Annotated in this window: 13 protein-coding genes and 1 pseudogene; 13 read left to right on the top strand and 1 reads right to left on the bottom strand. The window is 61.0% G+C overall.

Annotated elements, in window-relative coordinates:
* The first annotated feature begins 30 nt into the window (after positions 1-30).
* From serC to rpsA, 5 genes are all read left to right on the top strand, one after another.
* Positions 31-1116 (top strand): 3-phosphoserine/phosphohydroxythreonine transaminase, encoded by a 1086-nt coding sequence (serC, locus tag C2H86_RS18640; protein ID WP_110639602.1) that lies wholly within the window; start codon positions 31-33, stop codon positions 1114-1116.
* Positions 1116-2210, top strand: a complete 1095-nt coding sequence (gene pheA / locus C2H86_RS18645) for a prephenate dehydratase (protein ID WP_085675434.1) — start codon at positions 1116-1118, stop codon at positions 2208-2210. The genes serC and pheA overlap by 1 nt, the downstream gene beginning before the upstream one ends.
* Before the next feature lie 194 nt (positions 2211-2404).
* The gene (locus C2H86_RS18650; protein WP_240349725.1) at positions 2405-4612 is read left to right on the top strand and encodes a bifunctional prephenate dehydrogenase/3-phosphoshikimate 1-carboxyvinyltransferase; all 2208 of its coding nucleotides are present in this window, start codon (positions 2405-2407) and stop codon (positions 4610-4612) included.
* Positions 4609-5295, top strand: coding sequence for a (d)CMP kinase (cmk, locus tag C2H86_RS18655; RefSeq protein ID WP_159409290.1), 687 nt, complete (start codon positions 4609-4611; stop codon positions 5293-5295). Before C2H86_RS18650 ends, cmk begins: the two co-directional genes overlap by 4 nt.
* A 124-nt stretch (positions 5296-5419) precedes the next feature.
* Positions 5420-7096, top strand: coding sequence for a 30S ribosomal protein S1 (rpsA, locus tag C2H86_RS18660; protein WP_027918186.1), 1677 nt, complete (start codon positions 5420-5422; stop codon positions 7094-7096).
* A gap of 115 nt (positions 7097-7211) precedes the next feature.
* Here rpsA and C2H86_RS28750 read toward each other — a convergent pair.
* Positions 7212-7391 (bottom strand): annotated as a pseudogene (locus C2H86_RS28750) (REP-associated tyrosine transposase); the annotation flags it as partial.
* 506 nt (positions 7392-7897) lie between these two features.
* On the opposite strand from C2H86_RS28750, the gene ihfB reads away from it, so the two are divergent.
* The 8 genes from ihfB to C2H86_RS18700 all read left to right on the top strand — a co-directional run bounded on the left by ihfB (position 7898) and on the right by C2H86_RS18700 (position 16697).
* The gene (gene ihfB, locus C2H86_RS18665) at positions 7898-8194 is read left to right on the top strand and encodes an integration host factor subunit beta (RefSeq protein ID WP_012313292.1); all 297 of its coding nucleotides are present in this window, start codon (positions 7898-7900) and stop codon (positions 8192-8194) included.
* A gap of 21 nt (positions 8195-8215) precedes the next feature.
* Positions 8216-8479, top strand: coding sequence for a lipopolysaccharide assembly protein LapA domain-containing protein (locus C2H86_RS18670; RefSeq protein WP_159409291.1), 264 nt, complete (start codon positions 8216-8218; stop codon positions 8477-8479).
* 102 nt (positions 8480-8581) lie between these two features.
* Positions 8582-10027, top strand: a complete 1446-nt coding sequence (locus C2H86_RS18675) for an MBL fold metallo-hydrolase RNA specificity domain-containing protein (RefSeq protein WP_159409292.1) — start codon at positions 8582-8584, stop codon at positions 10025-10027.
* A 321-nt stretch (positions 10028-10348) separates the two neighbouring features.
* Positions 10349-11791: a mannose-1-phosphate guanylyltransferase/mannose-6-phosphate isomerase gene (locus C2H86_RS18680; protein WP_159409293.1), complete on the top strand. Its 1443-nt coding sequence runs from the start codon at positions 10349-10351 to the stop codon at positions 11789-11791.
* A gap of 130 nt (positions 11792-11921) precedes the next feature.
* The gene (locus C2H86_RS18685; protein WP_159409294.1) at positions 11922-13283 is read left to right on the top strand and encodes a phosphomannomutase; all 1362 of its coding nucleotides are present in this window, start codon (positions 11922-11924) and stop codon (positions 13281-13283) included.
* 2 nt (positions 13284-13285) lie between these two features.
* Complete coding sequence (locus C2H86_RS18690) at positions 13286-14080, top strand: ABC transporter permease (RefSeq protein WP_159409295.1); 795 nt, start codon at positions 13286-13288, stop codon at positions 14078-14080.
* On the top strand, positions 14077-15291 hold the full coding sequence (locus C2H86_RS18695; RefSeq protein ID WP_159409296.1) for an ABC transporter ATP-binding protein: 1215 nt from the start codon (positions 14077-14079) through the stop codon (positions 15289-15291). Before C2H86_RS18690 ends, C2H86_RS18695 begins: the two co-directional genes overlap by 4 nt.
* On the top strand, positions 15291-16697 hold the full coding sequence (locus C2H86_RS18700) for a class I SAM-dependent methyltransferase (RefSeq protein WP_159409297.1): 1407 nt from the start codon (positions 15291-15293) through the stop codon (positions 16695-16697). The genes C2H86_RS18695 and C2H86_RS18700 overlap by 1 nt, the downstream gene beginning before the upstream one ends.
* Positions 16698-16699 lie beyond the last annotated feature (2 nt).

The following is a 16699-nucleotide window of genomic DNA, read 5'->3' on the forward strand; positions in this document are numbered from 1 at the left end:
TTTGTTCTATTTGGCAGAGCGAGAGTGGATGTGAGCAAACGAGCCTTTAACTTCTGCGCAGGCCCTGCCGCGCTTCCTGACGCTGTGTTGCAGCGCGCCCAGGCCGAGATGCTGGACTGGAACGGCAAGGGCTTGTCGGTGATGGAGATGAGCCATCGCAGCGACGATTACGTGGCTATCGCCGAAAAGGCCGAGCAGGACCTGCGTGACCTGCTGTCCGTCCCCTCCAACTACAAGGTCCTGTTCCTGCAGGGCGGTGCCAGCCAGCAGTTCGCCGAAATTCCGCTGAACCTGCTGCCGGAAAACGGCACTGCCGACTATGTCGAAACCGGCATCTGGTCGAAAAAGGCCATCGAGGAAGCGCGCCGCTTCGGCACTGTCAACGTCGCCGCCAGCGCCAAGCCCTACGATTACCTGGCTATCCCTGGCCAGAACGAGTGGAAGCTGACCAAGAACGCCGCCTACGTCCACTATGCGTCCAACGAGACCATCGGTGGCCTGCAGTTCGACTGGGTTCCAGAAACCGGCGACGTCCCGCTGGTGGTCGATATGTCCTCCGACATCCTCTCGCGCCCGATCGACGTCTCGCAGTACGGCATGATCTACGCCGGCGCGCAGAAGAACATCGGCCCGAGTGGCCTGGTGGTGGTGATCGTCCGTGAAGACCTGATCGGCCGCGCCCGCAGCAGCTGCCCGACCATGCTCGACTACAAGGTCGCGGCCGACAACGGCTCGATGTACAACACCCCGGCCACCTATTCCTGGTACCTCTCGGGCCTGGTGTTCGAGTGGCTCAAGGAGCAGGGTGGCGTCGAGGCCATGGAGCAGCGCAACCGCGCCAAGAAGGACCGTCTATACGGTTTCATCGACGCCAGCGAGTTCTACACCAACCCGATCGCCCACAACGCCCGTTCGTGGATGAACGTGCCGTTCCGCCTGGCTGACGAACGCCTGGACAAGGCCTTCCTGGCCGGCGCCGACGCCCGTGGCCTGCTCAACCTCAAGGGCCACCGTTCGGTCGGTGGCATGCGCGCCTCGATCTACAACGCCCTGGGCCTGGAAGCGGTAGAAGGCCTGGTGGCCTACATGGCCGAATTCGAGAAGGAGCACGGCTGATGTCCGAACAGGAACTCAAAGCCCTGCGCGTTCGCATCGACAGCCTCGACGAGAAGATCCTCGAGCTGATCAGCGATCGCGCCCGCTGCGCCGAAGAAGTGGCGCGGGTCAAGACTGCCTCTCTGGCCGAAGGCGAAAAGCCGGTGTTCTACCGCCCCGAACGGGAAGCCGCCGTGCTCAAGCGCGTGATGGAGCGCAACAAGGGCCCGCTGGGCAACGAAGAGATGGCGCGCTTGTTCCGCGAAATCATGTCGTCCTGCCTGGCCCTGGAAGAGCCGCTCAAGGTCGCCTACCTCGGCCCTGAAGGCACCTTCACCCAGGCTGCGGCCATGAAGCACTTCGGCCACGCAGTGGTCAGCCGCCCGATGGCGGCCATCGACGAAGTGTTCCGCGAAGTGGCGGCCGGTGCCGTCAACTTCGGCGTGGTGCCGGTGGAAAACTCCACCGAGGGTGCGGTCAGCCACACCCTGGACAGCTTCCTCGAGCACGACATGGTGATCTGCGGTGAAGTCGAGCTGCGCATTCACCATCACCTGCTGGTGGGCGAGAACACCAAGACCAACAGCATCACCCGCATCTACTCCCACGCCCAGTCGCTGGCCCAGTGCCGCAAGTGGCTGGACGCGCACTACCCGAACGTCGAGCGGGTTGCCGTTTCGAGCAACGCCGAGGCGGCCAAGCGGGTCAAGGGCGAGTGGAACTCGGCGGCGATTGCCGGCGACATGGCGGCCAACCTGTATGGCCTGACTCGCCTGGCTGAAAAGATCGAAGATCGCCCGGACAACTCCACGCGCTTCCTGATGATCGGTCAGCAGGAAGTGCCGCCGACCGGCGACGACAAGACCTCGATCATCGTCTCGATGAGCAACAAGCCCGGTGCGCTGCACGAGCTGCTGGTACCGTTCCACGAGAACGGCATCGACCTGACCCGTATCGAAACCCGTCCGTCGCGCAGCGGCAAGTGGACCTACGTGTTCTTCATCGACTTCGTCGGCCACCACCGCGACCCGCTGATCAAGGCGGTGCTGGAGAAGATCAGCCAGGAAGCTGTAGCGCTCAAGGTGCTGGGCTCCTATCCAAAGGCGGTGCTTTAAGATTTGAGCTCGTTGGGGCGGCTGCGCCACCCTTCGCGGGGCAAGCCCGCTCCTACAGGAGGGTGCTGTACCTGTAGGAGCGGGCTTGCCCCGCGAAGGGGCGCGAAGCGGCCCCAGTCGGTCTCACAGACTGCCTAGATTTCTGAACAGGGTTCGCACCAGTGGTAAATGCAGCAAAAACCAAACCCGCGCCAATCATCAATCGCCTGGTCGTGGTCGGCCTCGGCCTGATCGGTGGCTCCTTCGCCAAGGGCTTGCGTGAAAGCGGCCTGTGCCGCGAAGTGGTCGGCGTCGATCTGGATGCGCCGTCGCGCAAGCTGGCTGTCGAGCTGGGCGTGGTCGACCGTTGCGAAGAAGACCTCGCTGCCGCCTGCATCGGCGCCGACGTCATCCAGCTCGCCGTGCCGATCCTGGCCATGGAAAAGGTCCTGGCTCGCCTGGCCCAGCTTGATCTCGGCAGTGCGATCATCACCGACGTCGGCAGTGCCAAGGGCAATGTCGTGCGTGAGGCGCGTGCCGTCTTTGGTGAACGCCTGCCGCGCTTCGTGCCCGGTCACCCGATCGCCGGTTCCGAGCAGAGCGGGGTGGAGGCCTCCAACGCCACTCTGTTCCGTCGGCACAAAGTCATCCTCACGCCACTGGAAGAAACCGACCCGGCCGCCCTGGCCTTGGTCGATCGCCTGTGGCGCGCGCTGGATGCCGATGTCGAGCACATGCCGGTGGAGCGCCACGACGAAGTGCTGGCCGCCACGAGTCACCTGCCGCACCTGCTGGCCTTTGGCTTGGTCGATTCGCTTGCCAAGCGCAATGAAAACCTCGATATCTTCCGGTACGCTGCGGGAGGTTTCCGCGATTTCACGCGAATCGCCGGTAGCGACCCGACCATGTGGCACGACATCTTCCTCGCCAATCGCGAGGCTGTCCTGCGCACCCTGGATACATTTCGCAGCGACCTCGACGCCTTGCGCGACGCGGTTGATGCTGGGGACGGGCATCAGTTGCTGGGTGTTTTCACCCGTGCACGCGTTGCCCGCGAGCATTTCAGTAAAATCCTGGCCCGCCGGGCCTATGTGGACGCTATGAACGCCAACGATCTGATTTTCCTGGCCCAACCGGGTGGCCGCCTGACCGGGCGAATCCGCGTACCGGGCGACAAGTCGATTTCCCACCGTTCGATCATGCTCGGCTCGCTGGCCGAAGGCACGACCGAAGTCGAAGGTTTCCTCGAAGGCGAGGACGCCCTGGCGACCCTGCAGGCATTCCGTGACATGGGTGTGGTCATCGAAGGCCCGAACCATGGCCGCGTGACCATTCATGGCGTCGGCCTGCATGGCCTCAAGCCGCCACCGGGTCCGCTGTATGTCGGTAACTCCGGCACCTCGATGCGCCTGCTTTCCGGCCTGCTGGCCGGCCAGCCGTTCGATGTCACCATGACCGGTGACGCCTCGCTGTCCAAGCGCCCGATGAACCGCGTGGCCAACCCGCTGCGTGAAATGGGCGCCGTGGTCGAGACTGGCCCGGACGGCCGTCCGCCGCTGACCATTCGTGGCGGTAGCAAGCTGAAAGGGCTGACCTACACGCTGCCGATGGCCAGTGCCCAGGTCAAATCGTGCCTGCTGCTGGCGGGCCTGTATGCCGAAGGCAAGACTACCGTCACCGAGCCGGCACCGACCCGTGACCACACCGAGCGCATGCTGCGCGGCTTCGGCTACTCGGTCGAAAGCAACGGCCCGGTCGCCTCGCTGCAGTCCGGCGGCAAGCTCACCGCCACCCGTATCGAAGTGCCGGCAGACATCTCCTCGGCAGCGTTCTTCCTGGTCGCTGCATCGATCGCCGAAGGTTCCGAGTTGGTGCTCGAGCACGTCGGCATCAACCCGACCCGTACCGGCGTGATCGACATCCTGCGCCTGATGGGCGGCGACATCACCCTGGAGAACCAGCGTGAAGTCGGCGGCGAGCCTGTAGCCGACCTGCGCGTACGGGGTGCCAAGCTCAAGGGTATCGATATCCCTGAAGAGCTGGTACCGCTGGCCATCGACGAATTCCCGGTGCTGTTCGTTGCCGCTGCCTGCGCCGAAGGGCGTACCGTGCTGCGTGGCGCCGAAGAGCTGCGGGTGAAAGAATCCGACCGCATCCAGGTCATGGCCGACGGCCTGATCACCTTGGGTATCAAATGCGAGCCGACCCCGGATGGCATCATCATCGATGGCGGCCTGCTCGGCGGTGGCGAAGTGCACGGTCACGGTGACCACCGTATCGCCATGGCCTTCAGCGTTGCCTCGCTGCGTGCCAGTGCGCCGATCCGCATCCATGACTGCGCCAACGTCGCCACCTCGTTCCCGAACTTCCTCAAGCTGTGCGCCGATGTGGGTATCCGCGTCGCCGAAGAGGGCAAGTCGTGAACTCGCAAGCACCGGTCATCACCATCGACGGTCCAAGCGGCTCGGGCAAGGGCACGGTTGCCGGTATCCTCGCTCGCGAGCTGGGCTGGAAGCTGCTGGATTCCGGCGCGCTGTACCGCTTGCTGGCGTTCAATGCCAGCAATCACGGCGTCGACCTGACCAACGAAGAGCTGCTCAAGGCCCTGGCCGCCCATCTGGATGTGCAGTTCATCGCCGCCGAGCCGGGTAAGCTTCAGCAAATTGTCCTCGAAGGCGAAGACGTCAGTAACGTCATCCGTACTGAAACAGTCGGCGCCGGCGCCTCGATGGTCGCCTCGCTGCCTGCGGTGCGTGAAGCGCTGCTGCAGCGTCAGCGCGCTTTTCGCGAAGCGCCAGGGCTGATTGCCGACGGCCGCGACATGGGCACCGTGGTGTTCCCGGATGCGCCGTTGAAGGTCTTCCTCACCGCCAGCGCCGAGGAGCGTGCCCGTCGCCGCTACCTGCAGTTGAAGGGCAAGGGTGAAGATGTTAGTCTGTCGAGTCTGCTAGATGAGATTCGTGCGCGTGATGAACGTGACACCCAGCGTGCAGTGGCCCCGCTTAAACCAGCGGCCGATGCCATTCAGCTGGACTCTACCGAGTTGTCCATCGAGCAGGTGCTGCAACGTATCAGGAGCGAGCTCGCCCAGCGCGACTTGGTCTGATAGCCAGGAGAGCAGGCAGGGGCACCAGTCAACGTCCTGCCGGCTTTCCTTTACTTAAAACAAACCCACATTGTCTGGAATGTGGCGAGGGGCGTCTGTTTCGCCCGAATCTACAGGAATTAAAATGAGCGAAAGCTTTGCAGAACTCTTTGAAGAAAGCCTGAAAACCCTCAATCTTCAGCCGGGTGCCATCATTTCCGGTATCGTTGTCGACATCGACGGCGACTGGGTTACCGTACACGCTGGCCTGAAGTCCGAGGGCGTCATCCCGCTCGAGCAGTTCTACAACGAAGCTGGCGAGCTGACCATCAAGGTCGGTGACGAAGTTCACGTTGCGCTGGACGCGGTCGAAGACGGCTTTGGCGAAACCAAACTGTCCCGTGAAAAAGCCAAGCGCGCCGAGTGCTGGATTGTTCTGGAAGCAGCTTTCGCCGCCGAAGAAGTGGTCAAGGGCGTTATCAACGGTAAGGTTAAGGGCGGCTTCACTGTCGACGTTAACGGCATCCGTGCGTTCCTGCCGGGCTCCCTGGTTGATGTCCGCCCAGTGCGCGACACCACCCACCTGGAAGGCAAAGAGCTGGAATTCAAGGTCATCAAGCTGGACCAGAAGCGCAACAACGTTGTCGTTTCCCGTCGCAGCGTGCTGGAAGCCGAGAACTCCGCCGAGCGCGAAGCCCTGCTGGAAACCCTGCAGGAAGGCCAGCAAGTCAAAGGTATCGTCAAGAACCTCACCGACTACGGCGCATTCGTGGACCTGGGCGGTATCGACGGCCTGCTGCACATCACCGACATGGCTTGGAAGCGCATCAAGCACCCATCGGAAATCGTTAACGTTGGCGACGAAGTCGACGTACGCGTTCTGAAGTTCGACCGTGAGCGCAACCGCGTTTCCCTGGGTCTGAAGCAGATGGGCGAAGATCCGTGGGTAGCTATCACTGCACGTTACCCAGAAGGTACCCGTGTACAGGCTCGCGTTACCAACCTGACCGACTACGGCTGCTTCGCTGAGCTGGAAGAAGGCGTTGAAGGTCTGGTACACGTTTCCGAAATGGACTGGACCAACAAGAACATCCACCCGTCGAAAGTCGTTCAGGTTGGCGACGAAGTGGAAGTCATGGTTCTGGACATCGACGAAGAGCGTCGTCGTATCTCCCTGGGCATCAAGCAGTGCAAGTCCAACCCATGGGAAGACTTCTCCGGCCAGTTCAACAAGGGTGACAAGATCACCGGTACCATCAAGTCGATCACCGACTTCGGTATCTTCATCGGTCTGGACGGCGGCATCGACGGCCTGGTTCACCTGTCCGACATCTCCTGGAACGAAACCGGCGAAGAAGCCGTACGTCGTTTCAAGAAGGGCGACGAGCTGGAAACCGTCATCCTGTCGGTTGATCCAGAGCGCGAGCGCATCTCCCTGGGCATCAAGCAGCTGGAAGACGATCCGTTCTCCAACTTCGTTGCTGTCAACGACAAGGGCGCTATCGTCAAGGGCATCGTGAAAGAAGTTGACGCCAAAGGCGCCATCATCACCCTGGCCGACGACATCGAAGCCACTCTGAAAGCTTCCGAAATCAGCCGTGACCGCGTTGAAGACGCGCGTAACGTCCTGAAGGAAGGCGAAGAGATCGAAGCCAAGATCATCAGCGTTGACCGCAAATCGCGCGTCATCAGCCTGTCGATCAAGTCGAAAGACGACGCTGAAGAGCGTGAAGCCATCCAGAGCCTGAAAAACGCTCCGGAAGCGGCTGCCGACACCACCATGGCCGCGCTGCTGCGCGAAGCTATGGCCAAACAGAACTGAGTTCTGTTTGATCGGTAAAAAGGGGTGGCCTTCGGGCCACCCTTTTTTTATGGGTGTTGGAAATGTGTTTGTTGTGCGGGTTTTCGCCGTGAGAGCATCTGCGCTTCCGAGATGGGGCCAGCGAGTTGCAGTATTGCTGCTGTTCTGCGAGGCGAAGGTTATGGATGACTGGTCGTGCATGGCGGAAGTCGAGAAACAACGAGCGACGCTGATGGGTAACAGTCGTCAACATATAAAGCCTGCCCGGCACCGAGCATCGGGCATGGCGAAGCCTGCAGCCGTGGGGTTTGGTCATTGCATTCATCCTTGAGTGCTTCCTGGCACAGCGTAGTCATGGTGTCTGGTTGCAGCGGAAATCAGGTTTTTCAGGATGTGAATGGCGGGAGAGGTGTGGCGCCCAAGAGATTGAGCGCCGCCCGCGCGGCGCATCGCGAGCTGCGCTCGCTCCTACGTTTGTTTCGGGCCAATTATTCCTGTGGGATTTGCGCGCGAACGCCTTGGTGCATGGCACGATATCGTGTCGTACCAACAAAGCGGTCGCGCGCGCCTGTCATAGGCATTAATGGCCCGAAATAAACGTAGGAGCGAGCGCAGCTCGCGATGCGTCGCGCGGGCGGCGCTCGATCTCATAATCACCACACCCCTCAAGCCATGCGCTTCCCAGCCCCGCTGCGACATATTTCTTTTCTTTTCAATCTTGAATTTTTTTATTAAGTCAAGAACCGCCCTGTTCAAATCCCTCCGAGCGTGCTACAAACTGATTAAGCAATGATCTAGCTGCTTGATAACGAAGGGAAAAATATGACGAAGTCGGAGCTGATCGAACGTATTGTCACCCATCAGGGGCTGCTCTCGTCCAAGGACGTGGAGTTGGCCATCAAGACCATGCTTGAACAGATGTCCCAATGCCTGGCCACTGGCGATCGCATCGAGATCCGCGGTTTTGGCAGTTTTTCCTTGCACTATCGCGCACCGCGGGTTGGCCGCAACCCTAAGACGGGCCAGTCGGTGGAGCTCGAAGGCAAGTTCGTGCCGCATTTCAAGCCCGGTAAAGAGCTGCGTGACCGGGTCAATGAAGAAGAGCACGAGCATCCTTGAGTTATAGAAAGGAGAAATCTGATGCGTAACCTCAAGCGCGCCCTGGCGGCGTTGTTTGTGCTGCTGTTGGCGGCTGTGGTGCTGTTCTTCGTGCTGGAGAACCAGCAGCCGGTGGCGCTTATGCTGTTTGGATGGGCGGCCCCGGCGATGCCGGTGGCAGTACCTGTGCTGGCTGCTTTGGTCGTCGGCTTGGCGGTTGGCCCGCTGCTCGGCGCCTACGGCGTACAGCGCAGCAAGCGCAAGATTCGCGCATCCGCGCGTCAGGCTGTCCTCAGCGGCAATTGACGAAAATTCCTACGGCTTCTTAGGAAAGTCTCACCTGTGCAGCTCTCGGTCGAAGTGGAGTAATAGCCGCTTCATTTTCGGCCCAGGCGAGCGTGCACCCATATGACATTCCCCAGTGTTTCCCATCAGGGCGGCACCCGCGGCGTAACCGGCTCGTGCCACCAGCTGCACCTCGACGCGAGCACCAGCCTGCTGGTCGATTGCGGTCTTGAGCAAGGTCTTGATGCTGCGCCAGGTGCTGAGCTTGCGCCCATAGGCTTCGATATCGCCGGCATCAAGGCGCTGGTCGTTACCCATGTCCATCTTGATCATGTCGGTCGCATTCCCGCCTTGCTCGCCGCAGGTTTTCGCGGCCCTATCCTGTGCAGTGAGCCGTCCGCCAGGCTACTGCCGCTGGTGCTGGAAGATGCCTACAAGCTGGGCATCAGCGCTGACCCCGTTCAGGTCGACCGCTACCTGGCGCTGTTGCAGCGGTTGATCGTGGCGGTTCCTTTCGGTGAATGGCACCCTGTCATCGAAGGCGGGGAAGTCAGCTGCTCCGTGCGTCTGCAGCGTGCAGGCCATCTGCTCGGCTCGGCCTATGTCGAGTGCGATGTACGTTACCCGGGGCGCGAGCCCAGTACTCGGGTGGTGTTCTCTGGAGACCTGGGTGCCCCATGCAACCCGCTTCTGCAGGCGGTGAAGTCGCCGGAGCGCGCTGATACCCTGGTGCTCGAGAGCACTTACGGTGACCGGCTGCACAGCGGTCGTTCTGACCGACAGATGCAGCTGGAGGCTGCGATCGACAGGGCTTTGGCCGACAGCGGCACCATCCTCATTCCTGCGTTCAGCCTGGGGCGCACCCAGGAGCTGCTGTATGAGATCGAGGACATTCTGCACCGTAAGCAATTGGCACCGGAGCAGGGTAGGGTAGCCGAGGCTGACCCGCTGGCGTTGGACTGGTCCCGATTGCCGATTATCCTCGACTCTCCGTTGGCGCAGCGGATTACCCAGATATACGGCGAGCTCCATGCCTACTGGAATGCCGAGGCCCGCCAACGGTTGGGCGAGGGCAGGGCGCCGCTCGGCTTTGGCCAGCTGGTGTGTATCGATACCCATGCCAGGCACCAGCAGGTGGTCAATTATCTCAAGAGCACCGGGCGCCCGGCGATTGTAATTGCCGGCAATGGCATGTGCTCCGGTGGGCGCATCGTCAATTACCTCAAGGCCATGCTTGGCGATCCTCGGCATGAAGTGATGTTCGTCGGCTATCAGGCCAAGGGCACGCCCGGTGCGGTGATCCAGGCCAGCGAAGGTGCGGAAGGCTTCGTACAGATCGACCTGGATGGGCGGATGTATGAGGTCCGTGCAAAAGTGATTACGTTGGCTGGCTATTCAGGGCATGCGGATCAAGATGGGTTGGTAAAGTTTGTCGAAGGTATACCGTATGCGCCAAGTAAGGTTGTTTTGGTGCATGGCGAGCAGCGCGCTAAACAGGCTCTGAAGCGGCAGTTGGAACAGCGTCTTGCGCAACTGAGCCGACCGATGGGCATTTTTATTGCGCAATAAGCCTGGCTTTCACTGAACGTTGACGAGTGATGCTGTCTGATGCGCGCACAGTTTGTCTCATGGCGTTAACAGGTGGTGGCGGTTTGCCGCTAAGTCCCCGCTGCAGGCCGCATTTCTTGCGCTGGGGGAGGCAAGCTACAGGTAAAAATCTCTGGTATTCTACAGGCCGAAGCTTGCGTCTTGAGCCTATGGATGGCCAGGGAATAAATACGCTGGGCGCGTACATTTAAGCGCTGTCGCGGTCGTCGCGGCGGCGGTCAGATAAGACACATGCAGGTTCCCTGAGGTTGATTACTTCAAGTGGCCGTTAAGGACTCGATTATGGAATTGATCCCGGTAATTCTATCCGGTGGCGTTGGCAGCCGTTTGTGGCCAGTTTCCCGTGAGGCTCACCCCAAGCCGTTCATGACCCTGCCTGACGGGCAGAATCTGATCCAGAAGACGTTCCAGCGCGCCGCCCGCCTGGATGGTGTGGTCGAGGTGCTGACCGTCACCAACCGTGAGCTTCTGTTCAAGACCGAAGACGAATACCGCTCCATCAATACCCAAGGCCATGCCCAGGGTTACATCCTCGAGCCGTTTGGCCGCAACACTGCCGCCGCAGTGGCTGCCGCCGCGCTGCAACTGCACCAGACTCACGGCCCACAGGCCTACATGCTGGTACTGGCTGCGGACCACCTGATCCAGAACGAAGCCGCGTTTGCCGAAGCTGTGGGCAAAGCCGTGCACCTTGCCGAAAAAGGCTGGCTGGTAACCTTCGGCATCAAGCCGCAGTACCCCGAAACCGGCTTCGGCTACATCGAGGCCGCCGCCGGTGCTGCGCTCGAGGGTGGGTTGAAAGTTGAGCGTTTCGTTGAAAAACCCGACCAGAAGACTGCCGAGTCCTATGTGGCTGCCGGTAACTACTTCTGGAACGCCGGCATGTTCTGCTTCCAGGTCGGCGCGGTCATCGAAGAATTCAAGGCCCATGCGCCAGACGTGCTCGAAGCCGTCGCGCAAACCCTCGAAACCTCGCGCCGCTCCAGCTCCAAGGGCTACAGCTGCCTGGCCCTCGACGCCGACAGCTTCGCCAAGGTACCGGACATCTCCATCGACTACGCGCTGATGGAGCGCTCGCGCAAGGTCGCGACCATCCCATGCGACATCGGCTGGAGCGACATCGGTTCGTGGAATGCAGTCAGCGAACTGACCGCACCGGACGAGCACGGCAACCGCTTCGAAGGCGAAGTGATGGCCTACGACGCCAGCAACAACTATGTCAGCACCGAGGATCGCCTGGCGGCCCTGGTCGGCGTGCAGGACCTGCTGGTGGTCGATACCCCGGACGCACTGCTGATCGCCCACAAGGACCACGCTCAAGACGTCAAGCACATCGTCAAGCGCCTGAAGAGCGACGGCCACGCCGCCCACATGCTGCACCAGACCGTGCACCGCCCGTGGGGTACCTACACCACCCTGGAAGACGGCGAGCGCTTCAAGATCAAGCGCATCGTGGTCAAGCCCAAGGCCTCGCTGTCGCTGCAGATGCACCATCACCGCAGCGAGCACTGGATCGTGGTGAGCGGCATGGCCGTGGTGGTCAACGATGACCAGGAACTGATGCTCAACACCAACGAGTCCACCTTCATTCGTGCCGGCCACAAGCATCGATTGCAAAATCCAGGTGTCATAGACCTGGTCCTGATCGAAGTGCAGAGCGGCGACTACCTCGGCGAAGACGACATCGTCCGCTTTGAGGACAACTACGGTCGTTGCGACGCCTGATCCAGGCCTTTTCAGTCGGCCCGTGAGTACCTCGCCGAGGTGCCGGGCCGATGCTCATTCGGCAATCCATTCGCCGGCCATCCCCTTCCAGTCAGTGCACGCGCAGGCGTCACCGCACCGAGAGAGATGTATGTACGCTCCTATCCAGACCCGCTGCTTCAAAGCCTATGACATCCGCGGCCAAGTGCCGACCGACCTCAACGACGACATCGCTTACCGCATCGGCCGTGCTCTGGTGGCCCAACTTGGCGGCCGCAGTTACGTGGTTGGCCGCGATATGCGCCTGGAAAGCCCAGGCCTGTCCCGTGCCCTGATGAAAGGCTTGACCGAAGGCGGCGCCGATGTGATCGACATCGGCCTGTGCGGTACCGAAGAAGTCTACTTCGCCACCAGCCACTACCACGCCGACGGCGGCATCATGGTCACCGCCAGCCACAACCCCAAGGGTTATAACGGTATGAAGCTGGTGCGCGAGCAGTCGCGCCCGATCAGCGGTGACACCGGCCTCAACGATATTCGTCAACGCGTCGAAGCTGGCGACCTCGGCACCCAGGCCGCTACCCCAGGCAGCATTCGCGAAGCGTTCGACAAGACCGCCTACATTGACCACCTGCTGACCTACATCGACCTGGCCGCGATCAAGCCCTTGAAAGTGCTGGCCGACCCCGGCAACGGCGCGGTCGGTCCAGTGCTGGAGCTGCTCAAGGCACGCCTGCCATTGGACATCACCATCATCAACGGCGAGCCCGACGGCAACTTCCCCAACGGTATTCCCAACCCGCTGTTGCCAGAGAACCGCGACCTGACCCGCCAGGCCGTGCTCGAAACCGGCGCCGACATGGGCATCGCCTTCGACGGCGACTTCGACCGCTGCTTCTTCTTCGACAACCAGGGCCGCTTCATCGAGGGCTACTATGTGGTCGGCCTGCTGGCGGAGATGCTGCTGGCCAAGCACCCGGGCAGCAAGATCATCCACGACCCGCGCCTGATCTGGAACACCATCGAGCAAGTCAGCGCTGCCGGTGGCCAGGCCATCCAGAGCAAGACCGGCCACGCCTTCATCAAGGAGCGCATGCGCGCCGAAGATGCCGTGTACGGCGGGGAAATGAGCGCCCACCACTACTTCCGCGATTTCGCCTATTGCGACAGCGGCAACATCCCGTGGCTGCTGGTTGCGGCATTGATGAGTGTCACCGGCAAGAGCCTGGCCCAGCTGGTGGACGAGCGTATTGCGGCGTTCCCGTGCAGTGGCGAGATCAACTACGAAGTGGCCGATGTGAAAGGCACCATCGAGAAGATCCTCGCTTTCTACCTGCCGCAGGAACCGAGCGTTGATCGCACCGACGGCATCAGCGTCGAGTTCGCCGACTGGCGCTTCAGCCTGCGTGGGTCGAACACCGAACCGTTGCTGCGCCTGAATGTCGAGAGTCGTGGCGATGAAGCACTGGTGGCGCGTCGTGTCGATGAAATTGCCCGTCTGATCCAAGGATAATTATGTTCGGCATGCTCCGGGGCATCTGGGACTACAGAGGCTTCATTCTCACCTCCATCAAGAACGAGTTCATCTCGCGCTTTGCGCGCAGCAAGCTGGGTGGCCTGTGGATGATCATCCATCCACTGTCACAGGTGGCCATCTACGCCCTGATCCTGTCCAATGTCCTCGGCGCACGTCTACCGGGCATCGACAACAAGTATGCTTACGCGCTCTACCTGATCGCTGGCATCCTGGCCTGGAACCTGTTCGCCGAAATCGTCGGGCGTTGCCTGACGGTGTTCATCGAGCAGGGCAACCTGATGAAGAAAATGCGCTTTCCGCGCATTGCACTGCCGGTGATCGTGGTGGGCTCGTGCCTGCTCAACAACTTGCTGTTGTTTGCCGCCGTGATGATCATCTTCGCCGTGCTCGGCCATGCGCCCAACCTGCAGATGTTCTGGTTGCTGCCACTGACTCTGGTAGTCGTGGCCTTCGCCGTGGGGCTGGGGCTGGTACTGGGGGTGATGAATGTGTTCCTGCGCGACATCGGCCAGGTGATCCCGATCATCCTGCAGGTTTGGTTCTGGTTCACACCGATCGTCTATTCGGTGAACATCGTCCCGGATTACCTCAAAGGGACGCTTGACCTCAACCCGATGTTTGCCATCGTCACCGCCTACCATAATGTGCTGGTCTACAAACTTGCGCCTGACTTGGCCGCACTCGCTGCGCCGGTCGGCATTGCCCTGGGCTTGATGGTGCTGGGCTTGTTCCTGTTCCGTCGCGCTTCCGCGGAAATGGTGGACTCCCTATGACACTCATGTCCGTCAACAATGTCGGCAAGGCCTACCGCAGCTATCGCTCGGAGTGGCAACGCATCGCCCGCTGGTTCTACCTGCCGGTCAAGGCCAGCAGTGAGCACTGGGTGCTCAAGCACATCAGCTTCAACATCGAGGCCGGCGAGGCCATCGGCCTGGTCGGCCAGAACGGCGCCGGCAAATCGACCCTGCTGAAGATGATTACCGGCACCCTGCAGCCGACTGAGGGCAGGGTCCTGGTGCATGGTCGCATCGCTGCCATTCTCGAACTGGGCATGGGCTTCAATGCCGAGCTCAGCGGGCGCCAGAACGCCTACCACGCGGCCGGGCTGATGGGTTTCACCACCGAGCAGATCGACAGCGTGATCGACGACATCGAAGACTTCGCCGAAATCGGCGAGTACTTCGACCAGGCAGTGCGCACCTATTCCAGCGGTATGCAGATGCGTGTGGCATTTGCCGTGGCGACTGCCTTCCGCCCAGAAATCCTTATCATCGACGAAGCCTTGTCGGTCGGCGACAGCTACTTCCAGCACAAGAGTTTTGGCCGCATCAAGGAATTCCAGAAGGCTGGTACCACGTTGCTGATCGTCTCCCACGACCGCGGTGCCATCCAGGCCCTGTGCAACCGGGCGATCCTGCTCGACGGCGGCACCGTGATCAAGGACGGCCCGCCCGAGGAAGTGATGGATTACTACAACGCCATCATCGCCCAGAAGGAAAACGCCACCGTCGAGGTGCAGACCTTGGCCGATGGCACTGTGCAGACCCGCTCGGGCAACGGCAAGGCCAATATCGACAGCGTGGCCCTCTACAATGCTGAGGGGCTGCCCGTCGAGTACATTGCGGTGGGCGAGGACGTGTGCCTGAGTATTCGGGTCAAGGTCAACGCGCCCCTGCCCGAGCTGGTAGTCGGTTATGTGATCAAGGACCGCCTCGGCCAGGACGTGTTCGGTACCAACACCCATCACCTGGAGTGCGTGCGCCACGACCTGAGTGCGGGCACTGTGCTGGATTATCGGTTCCGTTTCCCGGCCAACCTGGGCGTTGGATCGTATTCGGTGGCGATCGCCCTGCACACGACCGACAGCCACATCGCCGATAACTTTGAATGGCGCGACCTGGCGTTGTTGTTCAACGTAGTCAACATGTCCGAAAAAACATTCGTCGGCCTTGCATGGATTCCGCCGACCGTGGAGTGCAAGTAATGAGTGCTGGTTTCTATAGGGCTTTCGAGGATCGCTACCGCGGCTCGAGAGATCTGATCACACAGCGGCTTGAAGCCTACCTGCCGTTTCTTGAGCCCTTGAAGTCGATTTACCCCGACTGCCCGGTGCTCGATATCGGTTGCGGCCGCGGTGAGTGGGTGCAACTGCTGCTGCGCGAAGGCTTCGCGCCGGTCGGCGTGGACCTCGACGAAGGCATGCTCGAAGCCTGCCGGGCGCTGCAGCTGCCCGCTTACAAGGACGACGCCCTCAGCGCCTTGCGCAAGTTACCGGACAACAGCCAGGTAGTGGTCAGTGGCTTCCACATCGCCGAGCATGTGCCGTTCGCCGTGCTCGAAGAACTGGTCGCCGAGGCCCTGAGGGTGCTGCGCCCGGCCGGGATGCTGATTCTGGAAACGCCCAACGCCGAAAACGTGATGGTCGGTACAAACAACTTTTACCTTGACCCTACCCATGAGCGGCCATTGCCGAATCAGCTGCTATCGTTCCTCACCGAGCATGCCGGCTTCGCACGGTCCAAGGTCGTGCGCCTGCAGGAGGCTCCCGAGCTGCGTGACGAGTTGGGCAAAATCGGTGTGCGGCAGGTTCTATGCGGTGCAAGTCCCGACTATGCTGTCGTCGCACAGAAAAATGGGGAGCCTTCAGTGATGGATGCATTCAAGGTATTTGAGGCTGACTATGGTGTTTCGCTCGACCAGTTGGCCGAGCGTTTTGACCAGGCATTGGAAGCGCGCCTGGCCAAACTGGAAGAAAAACTCGAGGTCGTTCATCTTCATCAGACTGATCACAGCGGTGTAGCGCATCCAGTGGCGCAGTCGCAGGGGCAGTTTGAACACCTGTTGGCGGTGCAGGAGATGCATGAAACCACGTTGGCGGCATTGCATCGGCAGTTCGGTGCGCTGCAGGAGCGGCTGGAACAGGCGCAGGTCAGTGCATCACATGCGCTGGCCAGTGCGGAAAGCGCAGCGAAAGAGCGCAATCTGGCGCTGGAAAACTGCCATCACCAATTCTTGCGTGCGGCGGCAGCCGAGCAACAGGTGCAGTTGATGCGCATGAGCAGTTCGTGGCGCCTGACCGCGCCGCTGCGTTGGCTTGCTCACTTGTTGCAGGAGCCGATTCAGCATGGCAAGGCCTCACTGCTTAAGTTTCTGCGCCGCGTTGCTCCCCATGCCCGCCTCTGGGTGGGCCGACGCCCGGCAGTTCGTCGTTTGGCCATGGCCGTGCTGCGACGTTGCCCGGGGCTCGCCGACAGGGTGCGTACACTGCTTGCGCCAGAACCTGTGGATGTAGCAAATGACCTCCAGCATGGCGTCATCGACCATGCACCTTTGACCCCGCGAGGGCGTTCTATCGAAAGCGCTCTCCGATCTGCAATGAAGAAGGGCTGAAA

The sequence above is a fragment of the Pseudomonas putida genome (genome assembly GCF_009883635.2).
GTDB classification, from domain to species: Bacteria; Pseudomonadota; Gammaproteobacteria; order Pseudomonadales; family Pseudomonadaceae; genus Aquipseudomonas; species Aquipseudomonas putida_W.